Origin of the sequence: Actinomadura sp. CNU-125 (assembly GCF_001942465.1) — a bacterium.
In the GTDB taxonomy this organism is placed as follows: domain Bacteria; phylum Actinomycetota; class Actinomycetes; order Streptosporangiales; family Streptosporangiaceae; genus Spirillospora.
Genome location: NZ_MKJY01000547.1, coordinates 1 through 1,109, shown reverse-complemented (window position 1 = coordinate 1,109; position 1,109 = coordinate 1). Strand labels below are relative to the sequence as shown.

General features: G+C 78.9%; 1 protein-coding gene. It reads right to left on the bottom strand.

Annotated features, from left to right (window positions below):
• Positions 1 to 1,109, bottom strand: a 1,109-nt coding sequence (locus tag BJF79_RS56560; protein ID WP_410050206.1) for an ATP-binding protein, incomplete at both ends; no start/stop codon positions are given.

Sequence of the window (1,109 nt, the reverse complement as noted above, 5' to 3'; positions counted from 1 at the left end):
GGTGCGGGCGGCGGCGAGGAGCCGGGCGGTCTCCCGTGACGGGACGGTCGCCCGCGGCCTCCCCGGACGGCGCGGCCGCGCGGACGGTCGCGGCGGCACCGAGCAGCCGGGCGGCCTGATCGGCCCGGCCCGCGAGGAGCCGGGCGCCCGCGAGACCCTCCAGGGCGGACGCGATGGCGGCGCCGTCACCGAGGACGCGCGCGGCGGCGAGGCCGTCGAGATGGTGGACGGCGGCGGCGTCGGCGAGGGCCGCGCCGAGCGAGCGGCCCGCGTGCACGACCCGTCCGCGCTCGATCCAGTACCAGGCGAGGGACGCGGTCAGGCGGAGCGCGAGCCGGGCGTCCCGGCGCCGGACGGCGCTCTCCAGCGCGGCGCGCAGATTGGCCGCCTCGGCGTCGAGCCGGGCGAGCCAGCGGATGCGGCTGTGCCCGGCGCGGTAGGCGTCGGCGCATTCCGCGACGCGGGCGTAGTAGTCGTCGCGGCGGGCCCGGACGGCGTCGCTCTCCCCCGCCTCGGCGAGGCGGGCGAGAGCGAACGCCGCGACCGACTCCAGGAGCCGGTAGCGGACACCGCCGGGGTCGTCGGCGGTCAGCACCAGCGACCGGTCGACGAGCCGGACGATCACGTCCATGACATCGGCCTCGGCGACGTCGCCGCCGGCGCAGGTCTGCTCGGCGGCCTCCAGGGTGCAGCCGCCCACGTGGACGGCGAGGCGGCGCAGGACGGCGCGTTCGGCGGGGCCGAGCGGCTCCCAGCTCCACGCGATCGCCGCGTGCAGCGTCCGCTGCCGGTCCGGGACGTCGCGGCGGTCGGAGCGCAGCACCCGGAAGCGGTCGTCAAGGCGTTCGGCGAGGGTCTGCGGGCCGAGCGCCCGGACGCGTGCGGCGGCGAGTTCGAGAGCGAGCGGCAGCCCGTCGAGGCGGCGGCACACGGCGGCGACGGCGGCCGCGTTCGACGCGTCGAGCCTGAACCCGGGATCGGCCGCCACCGCCCGCGCCACGAACAACCGCACGGAAGCGACCCGCGCGTGCGCCTCCGGTTCGGCCCCCGCCGACCGGACGCGAACGTTCGGTTCGTCGTGTTCGTCCGGGGGCGGGGGGAGTTCGAGG